This window comes from Polaromonas sp. CG_9.5 (genome assembly GCF_035984465.1).
Lineage (GTDB): Bacteria > Pseudomonadota > Gammaproteobacteria > Burkholderiales > Burkholderiaceae_C > Polaromonas.
This window is the reverse complement of record NZ_JAXCHR010000004.1, coordinates 139,418-157,858: the sequence shown is the minus strand read 5'-3', so window position 1 is coordinate 157,858 and position 18,441 is coordinate 139,418. Positions and strand designations below refer to the sequence as shown.

15 protein-coding genes are annotated in these 18,441 nt (G+C 59.3%); 9 read left to right on the top strand and 6 right to left on the bottom strand.

Features of this window, described 5'->3' with window-relative positions:
- Nucleotides 1-14 precede the first annotated feature (14 nt).
- The 6 genes from RCH06_RS04750 to RCH06_RS04725 all read left to right on the top strand — a co-directional run bounded on the left by RCH06_RS04750 (nucleotide 15) and on the right by RCH06_RS04725 (nucleotide 7,245).
- Entirely contained in the window at nucleotides 15-1,058 is a 1,044-nt protein-coding gene (locus tag RCH06_RS04750; RefSeq protein WP_327080284.1) for an SPFH domain-containing protein, read from the top strand.
- Between the two features lie 109 nt (nucleotides 1,059-1,167).
- Nucleotides 1,168-2,688 carry a DUF4178 domain-containing protein gene (locus RCH06_RS04745; RefSeq protein ID WP_327080283.1) on the top strand — a complete coding sequence of 507 codons (1,521 nt, stop codon included), beginning with the start codon at nucleotides 1,168-1,170 and terminating at the stop codon, nucleotides 2,686-2,688.
- Between the two features lie 42 nt (nucleotides 2,689-2,730).
- A complete protein-coding gene (locus tag RCH06_RS04740; protein WP_327080282.1) occupies nucleotides 2,731-2,952 on the top strand; it encodes a DUF350 domain-containing protein in 222 nt (73 codons plus the stop codon).
- The gene (locus tag RCH06_RS04735) at nucleotides 2,952-4,553 is read left to right on the top strand and encodes a polyamine aminopropyltransferase (protein ID WP_327080281.1); all 1,602 of its coding nucleotides are present in this window, start codon (nucleotides 2,952-2,954) and stop codon (nucleotides 4,551-4,553) included. Before RCH06_RS04740 ends, RCH06_RS04735 begins: the two co-directional genes overlap by 1 nt.
- A 184-nt stretch (nucleotides 4,554-4,737) precedes the next feature.
- On the top strand, nucleotides 4,738-6,345 hold the full coding sequence (locus tag RCH06_RS04730; protein ID WP_327080280.1) for a flavin monoamine oxidase family protein: 1,608 nt from the start codon (nucleotides 4,738-4,740) through the stop codon (nucleotides 6,343-6,345).
- A gap of 24 nt (nucleotides 6,346-6,369) precedes the next feature.
- Nucleotides 6,370-7,245: a hypothetical protein gene (locus RCH06_RS04725; RefSeq protein ID WP_327080279.1), complete on the top strand. Its 876-nt coding sequence runs from the start codon at nucleotides 6,370-6,372 to the stop codon at nucleotides 7,243-7,245.
- Between the two features lie 362 nt (nucleotides 7,246-7,607).
- On the opposite strand, the gene RCH06_RS04720 is transcribed toward RCH06_RS04725, so the two are convergent.
- Nucleotides 7,608-8,156 (bottom strand): cupin domain-containing protein, encoded by a 549-nt coding sequence (locus RCH06_RS04720; RefSeq protein WP_327080278.1) that lies wholly within the window; start codon nucleotides 8,154-8,156, stop codon nucleotides 7,608-7,610.
- 1,068 nt (nucleotides 8,157-9,224) lie between these two features.
- On the opposite strand from RCH06_RS04720, the gene RCH06_RS04715 reads away from it, so the two are divergent.
- Entirely contained in the window at nucleotides 9,225-10,871 is a 1,647-nt protein-coding gene (locus tag RCH06_RS04715; protein ID WP_327080277.1) for an MHYT domain-containing protein, read from the top strand.
- Nucleotides 10,872-11,028: 157 nt separating this feature from the next.
- Here the strand turns inward: RCH06_RS04715 and RCH06_RS04710 are convergent, their stop codons facing one another.
- Nucleotides 11,029-11,421: a glutaredoxin family protein gene (locus RCH06_RS04710; protein WP_327080276.1), complete on the bottom strand. Its 393-nt coding sequence runs from the start codon at nucleotides 11,419-11,421 to the stop codon at nucleotides 11,029-11,031.
- Between the two features lie 173 nt (nucleotides 11,422-11,594).
- Here RCH06_RS04710 and RCH06_RS04705 point away from each other — a divergent pair, with 173 nt between their 5' ends.
- Nucleotides 11,595-13,991: a hypothetical protein gene (locus tag RCH06_RS04705; protein ID WP_327080275.1), complete on the top strand. Its 2,397-nt coding sequence runs from the start codon at nucleotides 11,595-11,597 to the stop codon at nucleotides 13,989-13,991.
- Between the two features lie 39 nt (nucleotides 13,992-14,030).
- Here RCH06_RS04705 and RCH06_RS04700 read toward each other — a convergent pair whose 3' ends face one another.
- Complete coding sequence (locus RCH06_RS04700; protein ID WP_327080274.1) at nucleotides 14,031-15,452, bottom strand: aminopeptidase P N-terminal domain-containing protein; 1,422 nt, start codon at nucleotides 15,450-15,452, stop codon at nucleotides 14,031-14,033.
- Between the two features lie 109 nt (nucleotides 15,453-15,561).
- On the bottom strand, nucleotides 15,562-15,978 hold the full coding sequence (tnpA, locus tag RCH06_RS04695; protein WP_327080273.1) for an IS200/IS605 family transposase: 417 nt from the start codon (nucleotides 15,976-15,978) through the stop codon (nucleotides 15,562-15,564).
- Nucleotides 15,979-15,998: 20 nt separating this feature from the next.
- On the opposite strand from tnpA, the gene RCH06_RS04690 reads away from it, so the two are divergent.
- On the top strand, nucleotides 15,999-17,246 hold the full coding sequence (locus RCH06_RS04690) for an RNA-guided endonuclease InsQ/TnpB family protein (protein ID WP_327080272.1): 1,248 nt from the start codon (nucleotides 15,999-16,001) through the stop codon (nucleotides 17,244-17,246).
- Here RCH06_RS04690 and RCH06_RS04685 read toward each other — a convergent pair.
- Together RCH06_RS04685 and speD are read right to left on the bottom strand one after the other, a co-directional pair.
- Nucleotides 17,221-18,048, bottom strand: a complete 828-nt coding sequence (locus RCH06_RS04685) for a nucleotidyltransferase family protein (RefSeq protein ID WP_327080271.1) — start codon at nucleotides 18,046-18,048, stop codon at nucleotides 17,221-17,223. The genes RCH06_RS04690 and RCH06_RS04685 overlap by 26 nt on opposite strands.
- Nucleotides 18,045-18,422 (bottom strand): adenosylmethionine decarboxylase, encoded by a 378-nt coding sequence (gene speD / locus RCH06_RS04680; RefSeq protein WP_327080270.1) that lies wholly within the window; start codon nucleotides 18,420-18,422, stop codon nucleotides 18,045-18,047. The genes RCH06_RS04685 and speD overlap by 4 nt, the downstream gene beginning before the upstream one ends.
- Nucleotides 18,423-18,441 lie beyond the last annotated feature (19 nt).

Below are 18,441 nucleotides of genomic sequence, written 5' to 3'. Positions count from 1 at the left end.
AGCGAGCGCACGCCATGGCCTTGATGGACTTCATCAGAAAACAATTCATCGACATCATCCAGTGGACTGAAGAAGACCAGGGCACGCTGGCCTGGCGCTTTCCGATGGCCGACATGGAAATCCAGAACGGCGCTTCACTGACGGTGCGCGAATCGCAAGTGGCGGTGTTTGTCAACGAAGGCAAAGTGGCCGACGTGTTTGGCCCCGGCACCTACAAGCTCACCACGCAAACGCTGCCGGTGCTGACCTACCTCAAGAACTGGGACAAGCTGTTTGAGTCGCCGTTCAAGAGTGACGTTTACTTTTTCAGCACCCGCCAGCAGATCGACCAGAAATGGGGCACGCCCCAGCCCATTACCATCCGCGATGCCGACTTCGGCGCGGTGCGGCTGCGGGCGTTCGGCAATTTCAACTTCCGCGTTGCCGACCCGCGCCTGTTCCACACCGAAATCTCGGGCACGCGTGAGCGCTACACCACGCAGGAGCTTGACGGCCAGTTGCGCGGACTGGTGCTGCAGAACATTTCCAATGCCATTGCCGGCAGCGGCATTGCCTTCCTTGACCTGGCCGCCAACCAGCTGATGTTTGCGCAGGCGCTGGTGGCGCAGCTGACGCCCGAGTTTGCCAAGATTGGCCTGAAGCTCGAAGGCATGACGGTGCAAAACGTCTCGCTGCCCGAAGAGCTGCAAAAAATCATGGACCAGAAAATCGGCATGGGCATGGTCGGCAACGACATGGGCAAGTTCATGCAGTACCAGACGGCGCAGGCGATTCCGAAGTTTGCCGAAGGCAGCGGCGGCGGTGGGGGCGGCAGTGGTATTGCGGGCGACGCGATGGGTCTGGGTGCAGGCATGGCGCTCGGCCAGGTGCTGGCGCAAAACCTGCAACAAGGCATGAAGCCGGCAGCGGCAGGCGCAGCGCCTGAAGCGGCGGCTGCCGTCAAAGCCGACGACGTGATCGCCATGCTCGAAAAGCTCGGCGAACTCAAGGGCAAGGGCATCCTGACGCAAGAAGAGTTTGATGCCAAGAAGGCTGAACTGCTTAAAAAACTGGTTTGAGCGCCGCCACGATTCACTTCGTTTTTGATAGCTGCTGGCGCTTGCCAGGCAAGCGCCAGCAGCCCAAAACGGCTTAAAACCCGCTTTTTCCCGACACGCCTACGCCCCGATGGCCGAAGACACTCCCCAACGCGCTTACCGCGCCGCCTGCCCCAGCTGCGGCGCGCCGATTGAATTTCGCAGCGCGCAGTCCAGCTACGCCGTTTGCGCCTATTGCCAAAGCACCGTGGTGCGCAGCGGCGAGACGCTGGCGCGCGTCGGCAAGATGGCCGAGTTGTTCAACGACTTCAGCCCCTTGCAATTGCAGGCCGAAGGCGTGTTCAACGGCCAGCCTTTTACCGTGCTGGGCCGGCTGCAATACCACTATGCCCAGGGCACCTGGACCGAATGGAATGTGCTGCTGGGCGACGGCAGCACCGCTTTCCTGAGCGAAGACAACGGCGCTTACGTCTTCACGCTGCCCACCAGCAGCAGCCGCGAAGTGCCGCCCGCCGAGCAGTTCCGCATTGGTGCCAGCACGGCCATCAACGGCAAGACTTTTTCTGTCGCTTCCAGCGAAACCGTTTCGTTGCTGTCGGCGCAGGGCGAACTGCCGCACCTGCCTGCGCTGGGCCAGCCGTTTGCGATGGTCGAGCTGCGCAGTGCCGACGGCGAAGTGCTCAGCATCGACTACGGCCCCACGCTGGCAGGCGGCGTGCCGGTGCTGTCGCAGGGCCGCGCGGTGCTGCTGGACGACCTCAAACTCACCGGCCTGAAAGACGAATCGGTCAAGGACGAAAAGGGCAGCCAGTCGTTCAATTGCCCGCATTGCGGCGGGCCCGTCACGCTCAAGCTGGCGATGAGCCAAAGCGTGACCTGCCCCTCGTGCGAAAGCCTGATCGACGTGTCGCAGGGCACGGGCGCGGCGCTCAAGTCGGCATTGCAGGAAGAATCCGCCAGCGCCATGATTGCGCTGGGCAGCACCGGCCAGCTGCAAGGCGCGAACTGGCTGGTGGTGGGTTTCCAGCACCGCAGGGGACACGAGCCTGACGACGAAGACGAAGGTTTTGAGTGGGACGAATACCTGCTCTACAACCGCAAGCTGGGCTTCAGTTTCCTGGTCGATTCCGAAGACGGCTGGAGCCTGGTCAAACCCGTGACGGGCGCGCCGGTTTACAAAAAGGGCGGCAACAGCGCCACCTACCTGTCCACCACGTACCCGCTGCTGAGCAGCTACGCGGCCGAAACCACCTACGTGGCGGGCGAGTTTTACTGGCAGGTCACGCGCGGCCAGAAAACCTTCAACCGCGACTTTGCCAGCGGCAAGTCGCTGCTGTCGCAAGAAGAATCGAAAAACGAAATCACCTGGTCCAGTGGCAGCAAGCTCAGTGGCGATGTGGTTGCCAAGGCTTTCAAGCTCGAAGGCAGCTCGGAGATGTTCAAGCGCACCGATGCCGGCCCGCTCAGCAGCGCCTCCGGCACGAGCCTGCGCACCATTGGCATTGTGCTGGTGGTCATCGTGCTGCTCGTCATGCTGATGGGCCGCTGCACGCGCTGCAACCCGGCGCTGGAGAACTGCAGCACGTCCAGCAGTTCGCGCAGCTCGGGCGGCGCGTTCGGCGGCAGCTCGGGCGGCGGTGGACACAAATGAATCTCCGCACGCAAGACAATTCTTTTTTATCGGGAGATTTTTATGGAACTTGAATGGTTCAGACCGGCGGCCTTTTTTGGCTCCATCCTGTTCGCGCTGATCGGCGTCGTCATTTTCTGGCTCAGCTTTGTCATCATTGACAAGATCACGCCGTACGACCTGTGGCAAGAACTGGTTGAAAAGAAGAACCTGGCGCTCGGCGTGGTGGTGGCCGCAACAAGCCTGGGCATCTGCATCATCGTGGCCGCCGCCATCCACGGCTAGTGCAGGGGGCTGAAAGCGCCGCCGCAGAAGCGGGCGGCACGGTGGCGCCGCGTCCGCTCGAAGTCGCGCTGCTGGCCAGCGTGTTTGTGGTCGCCGCCTGCGGGCTGGTCTACGAGTTGGCGGCGGGCGCGATTGCGTCGTATCTGCTGGGCGACTCGGTGCTGCAGTTTTCCACCATCATTGGCAGTTACCTGTTTGCGATGGGCATTGGTTCGTGGCTGTCGCGCTTTTTCGAGCGCCAGCTACCCGCCCATTTCCTGCGCATCGAATTGATGGTGGCGCTGATCGGCGGCGCGCTGCCGGCCATTTTGTTTATCGCCAATGCCTACGTGCCCGGCGCGTTCCGCTTCTTGCTGTATGCGCTGGTGCTGGCCGTGGGCACGCTGGTCGGGCTGGAGATTCCGCTGGTGATGCGGATTTTGCGGCGTAATGTGGCGCTGAAAGAGCTGGTGTCGCAGGTGCTGACCTTCGACTACCTGGGCGCGCTGGCCGTGTCGCTGGCGTTTCCGCTGGTGCTGGTGCCGCAGCTTGGGCTGATCCGCACCGGCATGCTGTTTGGCCTGATGAATGCAGCGGTGGCCGTGTGGGCGCTGTGGCTGTTTCGGCATGAACTGCGGCACTTCAGAGCGCACGCCGTGGCTTGCGCCCTCACACTGGCGGCGCTGGCGGCCGGTTTTGCCGGGGCCAGGCACATCACCACGCTGGCCGAAGACCATTTTTACCAGGACCACATCGTCTTTACTGAAACCACGCCCTACCAGCGCATCGTGGTCACAGCCGGGCGCGGCGGGCACAAATTGTTTTTGAACGGCAACCTGCAGTTTGCCGAGCGCGACGAATACCGCTACCACGAGGCGCTGGTGCATCCGGTCATGCGCGCCCACGGCGCACCCAAAAAAATCGCCGTACTGGGCGGCGGCGACGGCATGGCGGTGCGCGAAATCCTCAAGTACCCAAGCGTCGAAAGCGTCACGCTGGTCGAGCTCGACCCGGCCATGACGCGCCTGTTCAGCCAGCAACCCGCGTTAAAACGCCTGAACGACCACGCGCTGCTGTCGCCCAAAGTCAAAGTCGTCAACGCCGATGCCTTCCAGTGGCTCGACACCAGCCCCGAGGTGTTTGACGTGGTGATTGTCGATTTCCCCGACCCGACCAATTTTTCCATCGGCAAGCTCTACAGCAACTCGTTTTACGCACTGCTTGACCAGCACTTGTCGGCCAGCGGTTACGCCGTGATCCAGACCACGTCGCCGCTGGTGGCGCGGCGCAGTTACTGGACGGTGGTCAGCACGCTCGAATCCGTCGGCCTGCGCACCGCGCCGTACCACACCAACGTGCCCAGCTTTGGCGAATGGGGCTTTGTGGTGGCCAGCCGCCGCCCGTTCAGCCCGCTGACCCAGACCGGGCAGACGGGACAATCCGGGCCATTGCCGACATCCACGTCATTCCCGCCCGGCTTGCGTTACCTGAACCCGCAAACGCTCCCGCTGCTGTTTGACTTTCCGCTCGACATGGGCCGCGTGAGCGCGCCGGTCAACCGCCTGTCAAACCAGGAACTGGTGCACAGCTACGAGCAGGAATGGGGCAAGGTGGCGCATTGAACGCTGCAGCGCTGCCGCAAGCCTTGCGCGGCTGGAAAACTGGGGCAGTTAAGGTTGAGTTCACCGCACAGCGCTGCAATAATTGCTATCAATTAAATAGCTGCTTTCGCCCGTGGGTAGTGCGCTACAGGCACTATTTGCTTGAAATACTCGGCAAAAGCGCCCGTTTCAGAAAATTTCCCGCATGAAGCGCCGCCACTTCCTCGCCGCCTCCGCGCTGCCGCTGCTGGGTTGCCAAGCTGCGCCGCCCATCGAAGGCGGCTTTGTCGGCATCAATGACGAGCGCGGCCACTTGCTGCGTGCGGCCAGCCGCAGCGTGCCGCCGCCGGCCAGCCTGCACACCACCCGCGTGCTGATTCTGGGCGGCGGCGTGGCGGGACTGTCGGCAGCGCGCGCCCTGCGCCTGCGCGGCATGCAGGACTTCGCGCTGCTCGAACTCGAAGACAGCGCCGGCGGCAACAGCCGGGGCAGCCAAATCAACGGCATCGCCTGCCCACTGGGCGCGCACTATTTGCCCGTGCCCGGTGAAGACGCGCACGATCTGCAGGACTTGCTCGAAGAATTCGGCGTGCGCCAGCGCGTTTCAGGCCGCTGGATTTACGACGAGCGCCACCTGTGCCACAGCCCGCAAGAGCGCCTGTTCATCAACGGCCAGTGGCAAGACGGCCTGCTGCCGATGCAGGGCATGGACGCCGCCACGCTGGCCGACTACCAGCGCTTCGCCCGGCTGGTGCAGCAAGCCGATGCGCAAGAAAAATTCACCCTTCCAGTATCAAAAAGCCCGCTTGCGCAAGCGCACCGGGCGCTGGATGCTATGACTTTTGAAGTGTGGCTGAATCAGCACCAACTCGCCAGCCCGGCCTTGCGCTGGTATCTGGACTACTGCTGCCGCGACGACTACGGCGCCGGTCTGGCCAGCGTGTCGGCCTGGGCCGGCCTTCATTACTTTGCCAGCCGCCACGGTTTTCACGCGCCCGGCACCGAATCTTCCGCTGAAGAACGCGAAGCCGGTGTTTTGACCTGGCCCGAAGGCAACGGCTGGCTGACCCAACGGCTGGCCGCGCCGCTGGGCGAGCGCCTGCACACCGGCCGCGTCGTGCTGCGCGTAGCCACCACCAGGCACGGCGTCGAAGTCGATGCCCTGAACACCGCCAGCCAAAAAGTCGAACGCTGGCAAGCTGCGCAATGCATCCTGGCGCTGCCGCTGTTCGTAGCCGCCCGCGTGCTTGAAAACCCGCCCCCCGCATTAGTCCAGGCCGCCAGCACGCTGCGTTACGCACCGTGGCTGGTCGCCAACCTGCACCTCAAAGCTGCCCTGCACGACCGCCCCGGTGCCGCACCCAGCTGGGACAACGTGGTCTACAACGCCGCCCACGACCCGCGCTTTCCCGGCCTGGGCTATGTCGATGCCCGCCACCAGAGCCTGCAATCCGTGCCTGGCGAAACCGTGCTCACCTACTACCGCGCCTTCGGCCTCGACCCGGCGCAGCGCCAGAACCTGTACGACCAGCCGTGGCGGCATTGGCGCGACGCCGTACTGGCTGAACTCAGCGTGCCGCACCCCGACCTGCTTGACAAAGCCACCCGCCTGGACGTGATGCGCTACGGCCACGCCATGAGCGTTCCGGTTCCGGGCATTCGCAGCAGCGCCGCGTTGATGGCACTGCAAAAGCCGCTGCCCGCGCCGTGGCAAAGTCTGCAGTTTGCGCACAGCGATCTGGCGGGCTATTCGGTGTTTGAGGAAGCGTTTGGGCAGGGGGCGCGGTGCGGGGTGAGAAAAGAACTGGGTTGATGAGAATACTGATTGCATGCACTTATGACCAATGATCACAACACGCTTTTGCGCACTGCATTTGATGCCTATCTTGTTCAGTTGGATGGCGGTGGACTTGAGCCTTCAGAAAGCTATCTCCCTTACGATTTTGAGCAAATCAGATGCCACCCGTGGCGCACGCTAGGTGCTGAAATGGTGGAGAATGAATTACGTGAGATGACGAACATCTTGAACTACTGGCTTAAAGCACTTCGACGATGGGGTGCATGGAACAAAGTGATCACTGAGTATGGTGAAGAAGATGCCTGGGACATCCGCAGTGAGTTTTTTGAGGCTCTGGTTCATCAGTGCCTGTTGCAGCCTAGCGCGACACGCGACGCGTTAACGTTTGTTGTCACGAATTCAATGCATCAAGTGCGGCTGATGTTGGGCAACGGCTACCTTGACCACCTCGCAGGCGACCCCGTAACCCACGATCAGAGGCCTATAAATCTGACTCGCCGGGATAAAGAAAAGCGCTTATCTGATCTCATAAAGCCTTGGCGGCAGGCGCAATTCATGACGACGCTTCATCAATTAGATGACACGCCTTATCGAGAGGCTACATCGGACTATCGGAATCGTTCCAGTCATGCAATTGGTCCACGGTTGGCAATTGGTACGACGCGCACAGTTGTTCGATCTGTGGAGCCGTTTACAGAGTTCACGAAGAAAAGTGACGGTACATATGAGCGAACACGAGTAGCTGGACGCATGTCGGTGTGCTACGCCTTTGGTGGCACACCGCCGCTTGATATGGTGGAAGTATTTGCAATCAACCTGAAGCAGTTTCGGTGTGCTCGTGCTTGCTACGAGTCTTATCGTCGCTTGCTTTCAGTCGGCGTAAATGAAGTGTCCAGCGTCCGACCTGCTTTTTAATTGGTCAGTTAATTTGTTTTTGACTGGTGAGTGCCGATGGGTCAAAACCTTAGCATTTCAGTGGCCGAGCGTGTTAAGTGCATGGTTTCCTGACGGGGCTGGAGAAAACAAACTTCCTATCCCTTCGCCTGTAGAGCTGATGGTTTGGGGCAGTTTATTTTTAACAGCGGTTTAAGTAAGCCACTATTGCGCTAGAGCTGGATTCAACTATTTTTTGCTGCTTTTGTTCTGGCAACATCACGCCAAATCAGCAGCGCTTCCAGCTCTTTGGTTTCCACGATTTGCAGCAGTTTGGCGGCAGCGCCGCTGTGGTGTTTATCCGCTGTGGGCGACGCACGCTTAACGGGTGCGACTCCTGACAGTCAGTGCTTGTGAGAGGCGCTGAATTGGTCCTGATCGCCTTCCATTCCAGGCTCCATGACAACCCAAATCTCATTTTCGGATGGGGTCACAAACGTGTCGATCATCACGGCTTCAGTCGTGCCGGTATTCACACCCGACATTCTGTGGAAGGGAGGCATCCAGTAGCAATCACCGGCGCCTGCGCGTTGCGGTGCCGTGCCGCCGTCAAGATACAAAGTCATTTCTCCGGACAGAATGCACGTCTGCCCGCCATAGGGATGCGCATGAATCGGTGAGCGTGTGCCTGCTGCGCGGGTAGTGCGGTGCGAAAGGATTTTCAAACCGGTTGGCTCGCCTTTTTTATTCAACAAATCCGTCGACAGCACACGAACTTCCGAGGTGCTTCTGGCCGGCTGCATGGGTAAAACCTGGCCATCTATCAAATTACTGATTTCCGTCGGGCTCGCGGGCGGCATTTTGTCCTGAGCCCACACACTGCCTTGACACGATAGGACAGCCAATGCAGTGAAAGCCGCCGCCTTGAACTTCGATGCGTGAATTAATCTCATAAAAATATGTCCTTCGTTTGATTGACTACTTCTGACAAAACCAGGGGAAGCTCACGGTTACGTTTCAATCTATGGCGGGCGCTATCAGGAAAATCTTGACGCCCGTCAATCATCACCTCAAAAAATGGCTTGATCTGCTACCAGCAACAGTGCTCGTCCACGTCTGCATGGCCATTCTGTGTACATCAACTCGTCCAACTATTTGATACCTGGCAGTCGAGCGCCGTGACGCTGGCTTCGTTGACACCCTTCGCATTTTTTATGCATGAACGATAGCTAACCCCGCCTCCGCCAGACATCAAACAAAAGGAATCCTAGTTTACTTTAGGAAACAAAATTATTGTTACAAATTCGGGTGTGAAGCTTGGCTGCTGGAAACGGTGGTGGTCAGGTCAGTGGCTATCACAGCGTGCCACTTGGCTACTTTGAGGTCGTTAAAAGGTGCGCGCGTGTCGGTGCCTGGATTTATTGGCACGATGATGAGCCGTCCGGAGCGATCATGATGTGCAGCACCCGCTACCTTGCGTTTTTGGCATTGGGCAGCAGTTGCGTGAAAGCAGGCCAAACGCTGTTAGCGTCAAGCTGACCTGCTGCTGCCCAGGCTTCTGGGTTCCTGACGGCTCTTCGCAGAGCGCCCGGACGCGAGCCATGGCCAGCTTGGGCATGCTGCGATGAGCATTGAGCCCTGCGGGAGTTTCCAGCATTTCGTTGATGCAGGCATGAGTCTTGGCGCATTTGTCTCCGGCCAGACCAGCAAGATGATCGCGTTTGGGCCTTGCTTCGCTACGAGCGCCCGGGTGGAGTCGCTCTTGCTTTATCCGGCTACGGCAATTTTTTTCATGCAGATTCAGCCACCCAAATCTGCTTTATAGCCGTTTTGTTCGATATCGAGTTCTTATGCGCAGTGCGACCCGTTGCACAAAAGCTTTTTGCGCAGCTGTCAAATCTGGTTGCCAGCATGCTGAGCAATAATGAAGCTGGTTTGCCATGACCCATATTCTTGATGGACTGGCAGGCCAGGAATCACCTGGGCGCCTGTTCTTGCAACAGTTCTTTACCCTAAACCTTTTGGAAACTGTTTTGCCGGTCACTTACGACAGTTCACTGGTTCTTGCCTCTTTGGCGGTGGCCATCTTGGCCTCTTATGTTGCGCTGCACCTTGCATCGCGCGTTTGTGTCGCGCGCAGTCGCCCCGCATCGTTTTTCTGGCTGGCGGGCGGCGCAGTGTCCATGGGCATGGGTATCTGGTCAATGCACTTTGTCGGCATGCTGGCGGCCAAAATTGGTATCCAGATGGTCTTTCACTGGGGCTGGACGGCTTTGTCGCTCCTGATCGCTGTGCTGGCTTCTGGCCTTTCGCTGTTCCTGGTCAGCCGCGACAGCCTGCGGCCGTGGATGCTGGTTTTGGGCGGAGTGGTGATGGGAGCAGGGATTGCCGCCATGCACTACATCGGCATGGGCGCCATGCAGATAAGCCCAGGCGTGCGTTATGCGCCCGTGCTGTTCGCGCTCTCGCTGCTGATCGCCGTGGCGGCTTCTTGCGCGGCGCTGTGGCTGTTTTTCAAGCTGCGCGTGTCCGGCGTTGGCAATCCGCTGTGGAAGCGGGCGGGCGGCGCGGTGGTCATGGGGCTGGCGATTGCCGGGATGCACTACACCGGCATGGCGGCCACCCGGTTTGCCCTTGGCAGCGTGTGTACTGCGCCTACGGCGAGTGAACAGAACCATTGGCTTGCGTGGGGCATTGCCGGCTTCACGGTCATGATGCTGGGCATCACATTGCTCATTTCCCTGTTCGACAAGCAGCTGATTGGCCGTGCAGCGCGCCATCAGGCTCATCTCACGCAGGTCAACGAGCGGCTGCGGCAGGAATCCCAAGAACTTGCGTTGGCCAATGCGCAGATCAGCGAGCAATCAAGAGCCCTTGAGCGCCTGAATGTGGAACTGGAAGAGCGGGTTCGGGTGCGCACCGGGCAGCTTCAGGCCGCCAATGGCGAGCTGGAGGCTTTCTCGTATGCGGTTGCCCATGATTTACGGGCACCGCTCAGTGTCATTCAGGGGTTCAGCGTTTTGCTGGCCAAGGGCGCTGCAGACAAGCTCGATGCGCGTTTGCTGCGTTACCTGACGCGGATTCAGGCTGGCGTGACGCAGATGAATGACCTGATTGAAGGCCTGCTGTCGCTGGCCAAGCTTTCGCGCGTGGACATTGCACCCGATCCAGTAGACCTGAGCCGGCTGGCGCGGGAGGTCTTGGAGCTTTGCCAAACAGGCGATGCCGGGCGCGTTGTGCATGCCTATGTGGCGCCAGATATGCACTGTATCGGCGACCCACGCCTGATTCGCCAGGTGCTGGCGAACCTGATTGGCAATGCCTGGAAGTTTTCTTCCAAAACGCCGGACGCGTCGATTGAAGTGGGTGTTATGCCGAAGACAGCAGGAGAATCGGTTTTTTTCGTCAAGGACAACGGCGCGGGCTTTGACATGAAGCTGGCGGCCCAATTGTTTTCACCTTTTCAGCGGCTGCACAGCCTGTCGGAGTTTGAGGGTTCAGGCATCGGTCTGGCCACAGTCCAGCGCATCGTGACGCGCCACGACGGGCGCATCTGGGCCGACGCCAAACCAGGGCAGGGCGCAACCTTTTATTTCACGTTGGGCAAAGCGAAGCCGGAAGGCTTGCCGGATACGTGTACTCAGATGACAGAGACGCCGGTTGCTTGATGGATTCCGGCTGACCTGGTCGGCTTGAAATGCTGGAGGGGCTGCGTTTTTAGGGGCAAATACAGCTTTTCGTTGGTAGCGCAGCGGGTCTCGCCAGGCGTAGCGTGACTGATCTTTTCAGAGCGCCGCAACTTTAAAAGCTTCAGCCGGATTGCCGTCACACACTCGCAAACCGCCCGCGCAAATACGCAATGATTTTTTCCGAATCGTAGAGCCACTGGGTCTTGCCGGCCTTGTCGGTGATTTTGAGGCAAGGCACTTTGGTCTGGCCGCCGCCTTTTAGCAGCGCCTGGCGGTCGGGGCCCTCGTGCTGGGCGTCGATGCGCTGGATGTTCAGCGACAGACGGCTGATTTCCTGGCGCACCTTGATGCAAAAAGGGCAGGTCTGGTATTGGTACAGCACCAGCGACTGGCATTGCTGGTCTACGACTTTTTGCGCCGCCTGCGGGCGGACGATGCCCTTGGGCCGGGTCAGGGATTCCTTGAGCAGCATGACCGGGCCAAGAACGGTGCGCAGGGTTCTGAAGAAGAGGCGGATAAAAGTTTTCATGAGGGATTTTAGGCGTGTGCTGCCCTGGCCCGCTCTTGCCTCGTAGCGCCAGAGGAAAACGGCACGTCCTAAAATCGGCTTCCTCTTATGGGAGTCCTGGTGAAAAAAGATAGAACAAATCCCCTCAGCGCCGCTGCTGAATCGAAACTTCAGCTTGGCAAGGCAATCAAGCCGTGACGCTGTACGCCCAACTGCACACCGCCAAGAGCGAAGAAGACGTTAAAGACGCCTACATCAAAGCCCTCGGCCTCAAGGGTTTCACCAAGGGTCTGATCGACATTCAGACCCGCGAAATCTGGTTCGAGGCCAAAGACACCGGCAAGTGCTCCAGCTATGCCATGTTCACCCAACTGCTGCATTACGTGCAGGTGGCGCTGAACAGGGGCGAAATCGTGCCGCCGTTTCTGGCCGTGATCGACACTGAAAAAGCTGCGCTGATGAAAAGCGCCAACGTGTTGCCATTCCTGGCCAAAAAAACGGTGAAGTGGGGCAAATCCGCCAGCCAGTACACGCAAGAGGCGCTGGACGAAATATCGGCCCACATTGGCGCGCACTTTGTCTCGTTCAAAATTTCGACGCATGAAGACGAATTTTTAAGCACCGTCAAAGCGGCCATTCGCTCCGGCGACCTCATCCGCACGCAAATCACGCCGGACAACCTCAAACAGGTGTTTGACAAGTGGGTAGCCATGATCGGGCGCGAAATTACAGGGGTGACGGAAGACGCCTACGCCCTGCTGTTTTTTGCCGACATCATGCACGACGGCACGGTGTCCACCCACGCCAACCTGCCCGCCGAGTTGCTGCACAAAAACGGTGCGCCGGTGTTCAGTCTGGCCGGAAAAATTTATGAGTTGGGCAACAAGGAAGGCTACCGGCAGTTTTGGGCGATTTACCACAAGCCGCCCAAATCGGAATACCGCGACTACCTGCTGGAACGCCGCGACAGCCTGATTCCGCTCAATGAGCGCAGCTTCAAGGGCGCGTTTTATACGCCGCTGCATGTGGTCGATAAAGCCTATGACAAGCTGGCTGAGACGCTGGGCAAAAACTGGCAAAAGGACTACATCGTCTGGGACATGTGCTGCGGTGTGGGCAACCTCGAAGTCAAGCACAGCAACCCGCGCAACGTCTATATGTCCACGCTCGATCAGCATGACATTGACGTGATGAAAGCCACCAAAACCTGTGTGGCGGCGCAGCGCTTTCAGTACGACTATTTGAACGACGACATTGCCGACGATGGCACGATTGATTACAGCCTAACGAACAAAGTGCCCCTGTCCCTGCGTGCGGCAATAGCTGAGGGCAAAAAGCTATTGGTGCTGATTAATCCGCCGTATGCGGAGGCGACGAATCGGGGCAACACTGCCCTCGAAGAAGATGCGCAAAATAAGTCCGGCGTGGCGAAGACAAAACTCGCGGCCACTGCAATGTCGCAATACGGTAAGGCCAGTAATGAACTTTTTACGCAATTCGTAGCGCGCATTGCACAAGAAATTCCGACTGCCACGCTGGCCATGTTCAGCACCTTGAAATATGTCAATGCGCCTACTCTGGCAAAGTTTCGTCAATCATGGAGTGCCGAATATATCGGTGGTTTTGTCGTACACAACCAAGCGTTTGATGGTCTGAGTGGAAAATTCCCGATTGGCTTTTTGGTATGGAAAACCAACCGAAATGCAGGACACCAAATTACTGAAATCGCTGTTGAGGTCTTCGACAAAGATGCAAATGCGATAGGCGAGAAGACATTCTTTAATCTTCCCAACGAACACTATCTTGGTGAGTGGTTTGTTCGACCCAAGACCAACAAAACTGATGTTGTTCCATTAAAAAATGCAGTCACGCCAGCCACTGCCACAAAAGACCTGCGAGGCACGAAGTGGGCTGACGGTGCCGTTGCCTACATGCTATCTGGCGGAAACGATCTGCAGCACGCAGAGCAACAGACCGTGATCTTCTCGTCCGGTTACAGCAGTGCTCGTGGCTTCTTCATAACGCCTGAAAACCTCTGGCAGGCAGCTGTCGTATTTTCTGTACGGCGCTTGGTCAGGCCCACGTGGCTCAACGACCGAGACCAGTTTCTGCAACCCACCACACCACTCACCGACGATTTCAAAAACGACTGCCTGATTTGGATGCTCTTTAACCGCTGCAACCGAACCGCCAGCGCCAACGACCTCGAATGGAACGGCAAAAAGTGGTCGCTGGTCAATCACTTCATTCCCTTCACCGAAACCGAAGTGGGCGCGCATGACCGTTTTGAGTCCGACTTCATGGTGCAGTACCTGGCCGAAAAAACTTTGTCCGCCGAGGCGCTGGCGGTGCTGGATGCCGGGCGCATGTTGTGGCGGGCCTACTTCGCCTACACCGATGCGCGCACGGTGCGCGACGCCTACAAACTGAACCGCGCCGACGTGGGCTGGTACCAGATTCGCAATGCACTTGCAGCCCGCAACGCCAGCGGCGACACCGTACCTGTCAATTTCGGCCCTTTCGAGCTGGCTTATCAGGCATTGACCGAAAAATTGCGCCCCCAAGTTTTTACATTGGGGTTTTTGCGCTGACCCTCGGCTCTTTGCCCGCAGGGCGACGCAGCCGCTGCTTCACCCCCGCATCAAGGCCTCAATCTCGTCGGCCTTCACCGGCACGCCGCGCGTCAGCAGCTCGCAGCCGTTGGCGGTGACCAGCGCGTCGTCTTCAATGCGGATGCCGATGTCCCAGAACTTCTTGGGCACGCCTTTGGCGGGGCGCACGTAAAGGCCGGGCTCGATGGTCAGCACCATGCCGGGTTTCAGGAGGCGCGACGGTTTGCGCATCACCAACTGGCCGAGCGCGTCTTTTTCTTCTTGCGGCTGGCTGCCGGGTTCGGTGTAGTCGCCGCAGTCGTGCACGTCCATGCCCATCCAGTGGCCGGTGCGGTGCATGTAGAACTGGCGGTAAGCGCCGGATTCGAGCACGTCGTCGACGTTGCCGTGCTTGCCCTTGGCCAGCAGGCCGGTGTCCAGCATGCCTTCGATCAGTACGCGCGTGGCGGCGTTGTGCGGGTCGATGAAGCGCTGGCCGGGCCGGGTGACGGCAATGGCGGCTTCCTGCGCGGCCAGCACGATGTCGTACAGCGTGCGCTGCGCTGGCGTGAACTGGCCGTTGGCCGGAAAAGTGCGGGTGATGTCGCTGGCGTAGCCGTCGAGTTCGCAGCCGGCGTCAATCAGGCAAAGCTGGCCGGCCTTGAGTTCGGTGTTGCCGGCGCGGTAATGCAGCACGCAGGCGTTGGCACCGGCGGCCACGATGCTGGTGTAGGCCGGGAATTGCGCGCCGTGGCGGCGGAACTCGTGCAGCAGTTCGGCTTCGAGGTGGTATTCGCGCAGACCGCCTTCAATACCATTGCGCAACATAGCGCTTGAGATCTGCATGGCGCGCACATGGGCACCGGCTGAAATGCTGCCGGCGCGGCGCAGGATGGCGATTTCATGGCGGTCTTTGATTAGCCGCATTTCATCAAGCGGCTTGCACAGGTCGTGCAGGCTTTGCGGGCATTCAGCACCCAGGCGGATGCGGGCGCGCACCTGGCCGAGCCAGCCGTCGACCTGGGTTTCGAGGCCTTTGTGGGTGGCGAACGGAAACCAGACAGCATTCTGGTTGGCCAGCAGATCGGGCATTTTTTCGTCCAGCGTGTCCACGCTGAAGGCGGCGTCCACGCCGAGTTCTTCAGGCGCGGCCTCGGGGCCGAGTCGAATGCCGTCCCAGATTTCGCGCTCCAGGTCTTTGGGCTGGCAAAACAGCGTGCTTTTGATGGATTTGGCGTTCTTGCCGCTGGCCTCTATGACCAGCCACGCGCCGGGTTCGCTGAAGCCGGTCAGGTAATAAAAATAGCTGTCGTGGCGGTAGGGAAAGTCGCTGTCGCGGTTGCGCGGCGATTCGGGCGCGGTGGGCAGCAGCGCCACGCCGCCGCCAGCGGCTTGCAGGGCGCGGCCAACAACGGCGCGGCGTTGGGCATAGACGGCGGAAGGGGTCAAAAGAGGGCTCATGGCGGCGTGATGCTTTCAGTTCGTGAGAGGTTGATCGAGATGCGCGGCAAAATTTGCCCTTCAGGGCGGAGAGGATAGCGGGGACACCGTAGGTGTCCTGACTTTAGTTTTAGTGCGGTGTTTGCTGTTGTTCGATGTACTGGCGAATCACAGCAATCGGGGCACCGCCGCAACTGCCTGCGAAGTAGCTCGGCGACCAAAGCGCATTACCCCAGAGCTTTTTTTGGATGCTCGGATAGTTCTTCTTGCGCACCAGGCGGCTCGATACACCTTTGAGGCTATTGACCAAGTTCGACACGGCCACTTTGGGCGGGTAGTTCACCAACAAATGCACATGGCCATCCTCACCGTCGAACTCCACCAGCTCAGCTTCAAAGTCCAGGCAGGTTTGCGCGAAGATGACGTGCAAGTCATTCAGGATTTCTTTGGTGAACACCTCGCGTCGATATTTGGTGACGAAGACCAAATGAACGTGCATCAAAAATACACAGTGTCTTCCGTGCCGAATGTCTGTATTATTTCTCATAGACCAAGTCTAATTAAAACATGCAGCGCCTTCAAGCCTATAAATTCGAACTGATGCCCAATGGGGCGCAGCAGCGTGACATGCGCCGGTTTTCTGGTGCGTGCAGATTCGTGTTTAACAAGGCACTGGCGCTACAAAAAGCCAACACGCAAGCGGGCGAGAAGTTCATCGGCTATGTGTCGATGGCAAAGCGTCTGACCGACTGGCGTAATGGGCCTGAGACCCCGTGGCTCAAAGAGGCTCCTTGTCACCCGTTGCAGCACGCCCTTAAAGACCTGGAACGCGCATACAAAAACTTCTTCGCCAAACGCGCCGACTTCCCGCGTTTCAAACGCAAGGGCAGCGGCGAGAGCTTTCGCTACCCCGACGCCAAGCAATTCAAACTGGACGGTGGCAATGGCCGCATCTTCCTGCCCAAGCTGGGCTGGATGCGCTTGCGCCTGTCGCGGGAGGTGATGGGCACGCTCAAGAACGCCACGATCAGCCTGAGCGCTGGCAAGTGGTATGTGAGCATTCAAACTGAGCGTGAAGTCGAGCAGCCGGTGCCAACGGCGAGCACAGCCATTGGTATCGACTTGGGGCTCACTCGCTTTGCCACGCTGTCGGACGGCACGTTCGTTGCCCCGCTCAATAGCTTCAAAAAGCACGAACAACGCTTGGCCCGCTACCAGCGGCGCATGAGCCGCAAAGTCAAATTTAGCAAAAACTGGCACAAGGCCAAAAGGAAGGTGCAAAACACGTACACCCGTATCGGTGACGCCCGCCGAGACTATCTGCACAAGACCTCAACAACGATCAGCCAAAACCACGCGATGGTTTGTATCGAGGATTTGCGGGTACGAAACATGTCCAAGTCGGCGGCAGGCGGTACTGAAAAACCGGGCAAAAACGTTCGGGCCAAGTCCGGTCTGAACAAAGCCATTCTCGATCAAGGCTGGTTCGAGTTTCGCCGCCAGCTGGCGTACAAACTTGGCTGGAATGGCGGGACGCTGGTGGCCGTGCCTGCGCACAACACGAGCAGAACCTGCCCGTGCTGCGAGCATGTCGCCAAAGAGAACCGCTTGAGCCAAGCGAAGTTCTTGTGTGTCGATTGTGGCTATGAAGAAAACGCCGATGTAGTCGGCGCAATGAATGTATTGGCGCGGGGACACCGCGTTGCAGCCTGTGGAGAGGACGGCTCTGGCCGTGGTCGCAAGATCACGACGAAACCAGCCTCAGTGAAGCAGGAACCCACCGAAGCGACTATGCACGAGGTTTCTCATGCGTAGCACCGTAGGAATCCCCGCCGCGCGCGGCGGGGAGGATGTCAATCAGTTCGGCGAGCCGTGCCGGTGTGCCGACATCGGTCCATGCGCCTGCGTACAACTCGGCGCTAACTTGATGCTGATCCATTGCCAGGCGCAGCAGCGGGGCCAGCGCAACGGCGCGGCCTTGCGGATTGCCAAAGGGCAGGGTGTCGAACAATTCGCGCCGATACAGGCCGATGGTGCTGTAGGTGTAGCGCGGCGCGGTGTCGTCAAGCGGCAGGTTCAGCGCCAGGCCGTCAGGGCTCAGGCCGAAGTCGCCGCGCGGGTTGTGTGCCGGATTGGGCACCAGCCACAGGTGGGCCAGCTTGTCGCTGGCCAGAAAGCGGCTGACGGCGGCAGGTGAAAATTCAAAACCGGGCACAAACACATCGCCCGCCAGCAGCCAGAATACGTCGCCCAGCAGCGGCAGCGCGCGCGCAATGCCGCCCGCCGTTTCCAGCGCGTAGCCAAAGTCATCGCCTTCGTGGGAGTATGAAAATGATAGCTGCTCGCGCCCGTGCTGCTTGCGCCAGAGGCCAAAATGGCTTGAAATATGCTCGCCCAGCCAGGCCGTGTTGATCACCAGCCCGGTCACGCCGCCGCGCGCCAGGGCGTCAACATGCCAGTCAATCAGCGCCTGGCCCTGTACTTTCAGCAGCGGCTTGGGGCAGCTGTCGGTCAGCGGGCGCATGCGTTCGCCGCGTCCGGCCGCCAGGATCATGGCCTTGACCACAGTCGAGCCGCTGAAATTTGAAGTGGGTTCGGCCATCGTCAGCCGGCTCATGGGGCGGTGCCCCGGTCGAGCGAGCGCTGCTCGGTCCATTCGGGCGCGAACCGGTCGATCAGCGCCTGCATCAGCTGCTGCGCGCGGCGGGAATGGTCGCCGCCAAAATTGCACACATACACATCAAGCGTCACGGTTTTTTTCTCGGGCCAGGTATGCACGCACAGATGCGATTCGGCCAGCAGCACCGTGGCGGTGACCCCGCCCGGCCCGTGTTCCGTCGCCGGAAATGTATGAAACAGCTGGCCCACCGCCTGCAGCCCGGCGGCTTGCACGGCAGCGACGCACCAGGCGCCCAGCGGGTCTGCATCGGTGAGCCACGCGGATGCGCAGCGGCAGTTGTAAAGATCGGCAGTGAGGTGAAGGCCTTGCATAACCCTGACTTTAGACGAT